Annotated in this window: 3 protein-coding genes; all 3 read right to left on the reverse strand. The window is 61.3% G+C overall.

The annotated features are described in order from the left end of the window. Positions 1 to 28: 28 nt before the first annotated feature. The 3 genes from tnpC to tnpA are packed head-to-tail and all read right to left on the reverse strand — an operon-like array spanning position 29 to position 2,470. Positions 29 to 1,621 (reverse strand): IS66 family transposase, encoded by a 1,593-nt coding sequence (tnpC, locus tag DDE20_RS18815; protein WP_116560049.1) that lies wholly within the window; start codon positions 1,619 to 1,621, stop codon positions 29 to 31. A gap of 55 nt (positions 1,622 to 1,676) precedes the next feature. Beyond that, entirely contained in the window at positions 1,677 to 2,030 is a 354-nt protein-coding gene (gene tnpB, locus DDE20_RS18820; protein ID WP_116560050.1) for an IS66 family insertion sequence element accessory protein TnpB, read from the reverse strand. Next, positions 2,024 to 2,470, reverse strand: a complete 447-nt coding sequence (gene tnpA, locus DDE20_RS19360) for an IS66-like element accessory protein TnpA (protein ID WP_338066522.1) — start codon at positions 2,468 to 2,470, stop codon at positions 2,024 to 2,026. The genes tnpB and tnpA overlap by 7 nt, the downstream gene beginning before the upstream one ends. Between the last annotated feature and the right edge of the window lie 49 nt (positions 2,471 to 2,519).

Here is a 2,519-nt window from a genome sequence, read left to right on the forward strand (position 1 = left end):
GTAAGCGGTGCCTACAGGGCACTCAGGATCAGCTTGACGGGCTGAAGTTCCATGGGAGCAGGTCGTCGATGCGGCGGGTTGGATGGCCTGCGGCGATGGCCTCGAGTGTGGCCTTGAGGTAGGCAAAGGGCTCGACGCCGTTGATCTTTGCTGTGGCGATCAATGAGGCAATACGCCCCCAGGCACGACCACCCTCATCATGGCCGGCGAACAGCGCATTTTTTCTGGTCAGGGCAATCGGACGGATGAGGTTCTCGACAGAATTGGAATCTATTTCGACGCGACCGTCGTGGAGGAAGGTTTGCAACCCGTCCCACTGACGATGGATGTAGGTCAGCTTCTCACCAAGCCGCGACTTTGAGGAGATCCGGCGGCGCTGACTTTGCAGCCATTCTCCGAACTCAGCCACCTTGGGTGCGGTGCGGGCTTGCCGGGCAGAGCGCCGTTGGCCTGGACCCATGCCACGTATTTCAGCCTCGATGCGGTAGATCTCTGCAATCCGGCGCAAACCCTCGGCGGCGATTTCAGAGCCGTCGCGGTCGAAGACTTCCTTCAGCTTGCGCCGCGCGTGCGCCCAACAGTGCGCAACCGTGATCGGTGCGCCGCCCTTGCGGGAGGAGCGCGTGAGCCGGTTGTAGCCGGCATAGCCATCCAGTTGCAGAATGCCGTCGAAGCCCTGCAATATCTGTTCCGCATTATGCCCACCCCGGCTCGGGGCATAGGTGAAGACCACCCCAGGCGGATCGTCGCCACCCCACCCCCGATCATCACGTGCCAGCGCCCACAAATACCCGGTTTTTGTGCGCCCTCGGCCAGGGTCAAGAACCGGTGCTGTGGTCTCATCCATAAATAGTTTGGATGATCGCTTCAGGTGCTCTGCCAACCGATCCACCACAGGACCGAGGTGGAAAGACGCCGTGCCCACCCAATCGGCCAGCGTGCTGCGGTGGAGATCAATGCCGGAACGGGCGAGGATCTGGCTCTGGCGATACAGTGGCAGATGATCCGAGAACTTGCTGACGAGGACATGCGCAATCGCTCCCTCGGTCGGCAGACCGCCCTCGATCAGATGGGCTGGGGCCGGAGCTTGGGTGACACCTTCGGCACAGGAACGGCAGGCATATTTCGGCCGGACCGTTACGATGACGCGGAGCTGCGCTGGAATGATGTCCAGCCGCTCGGTGCGATCCTCCCCGATCATGTGCATCTCGCCGCACCCGCACGGACAATCCAGGCTTTCGGGTTCGAGAACCTGCTCGATCCGCGGCAAGTTCTTCGGCAGGTTGCCGCGGTTGCGCCGGGCCGCGCGCTGAGGTGCCGGTGCGGTCGGTGCTTGCTCATCGTGTTGGGTCTCGGCCTCGGCCACTGCGACCTCGAGATCCTCGAAGGCCAATTGGCGCTCATCCTCGCTCAACTTCTCTGAACGCTTGCCATGCACCGCATTCCTGAGCTCGGCGACGAGGTGCTCCAGGCGCTTGACCAAATCCTCCAGATCAGCGGCCTTGCTTTGTAATCCGGTCGCTTTTTCCTTGAGTGCCACATTCTCCTGCAGCAACGCCAAGACAGCGTCGCGCTGGTCTTCCGGGATAGCGGAAAGGTCGAGGAAAGGGGCGCTGGACATAGCCGAATGATACCCTGACCGCCCCCTGATTGTGAGAATTTTCTGCCCACCTGAGTCATTCTGCCACAGCTGGACGGCGGACCTCCAAAGAGCGAACGCGCCGCCAATCCAAGCCCGCGAACAGCGCCTCGAATTGCGACCGGTTCAGTGTCATGGCCCCGTCCCGGATGCTAGGCCAAACGAAGCCACTATCCTCCAAGCGCTTGTAGGTCATCACGAGCCCACTGCCATCCCAGAACAAAATCTTCATCCTGTCGCCGCGCTTTGCCCGGAACACAAACACGGTTCCGGTGAAGGGGTCTTCCGCCAGCGCCGACTGCACAAGCGCAGCCAAGCCGTCATGACCTTTGCGGAAATCTACCGGCTTGGTTGCCACCAGGATCCGAACGCCCTGGGACGGCATCAACATGGCGAGGACGCGAGCGCGCGGACGATCTCTGCGATCCGGGCTGCGGGTGTGTCGGCTGCCATCTCGACCCTGATCGCCCCAAAATGAATCCGGATAGCCGCTGTCGATACAGCAGCGGGCGGTTCCGGCGGATCCTCTGGCACATCATGAACCAACAGCGGGGCGAAAGCCGGTTCATCAAGCGCCACCGCCGGCAACACCAGCTTTCCTTGCTTTGCCAAACGACGCCAGGACGATAGCTGGTTTGGAAATATCCCATAGCGCGCTGCCACAGCACCCACCGTCGCACCCGGCTCAAGCGTGTCCGCAACGGCCTGCGCCTTGACCGCATCCGGCCAACGCCGGTGACCCGACGCATGTATCTCGACACCAAGTGATTTTAGAAACGAATTTATAGCGCACATTGCGAAACGCACTCCCCGTAATGAGATGCGAAACATCTCGCAGGGCGCGAAACGCACTACAATGTGAGGGCGGCACACCGCTTAC

It is taken from the genome of Pararhodobacter oceanensis, assembly GCF_003076755.1.
GTDB lineage: Bacteria > Pseudomonadota > Alphaproteobacteria > Rhodobacterales > Rhodobacteraceae > Pararhodobacter > Pararhodobacter oceanensis.

Excerpts from the sequence above, each read along its gene's own strand:
- tnpB (WP_116560050.1), bottom strand. The coding sequence starts at position 2,030 with ATGTTGATGCCGTCCCAGGGCGTTCGGATCCTGGTGGCAACCAAGCCG.
- tnpC (WP_116560049.1), bottom strand. The coding sequence starts at position 1,621 with ATGTCCAGCGCCCCTTTCCTCGACCTTTCCGCTATCCCGGAAGACCAG.
- tnpA (WP_338066522.1), bottom strand. The coding sequence starts at position 2,470 with ATGTTTCGCATCTCATTACGGGGAGTGCGTTTCGCAATGTGCGCTATA.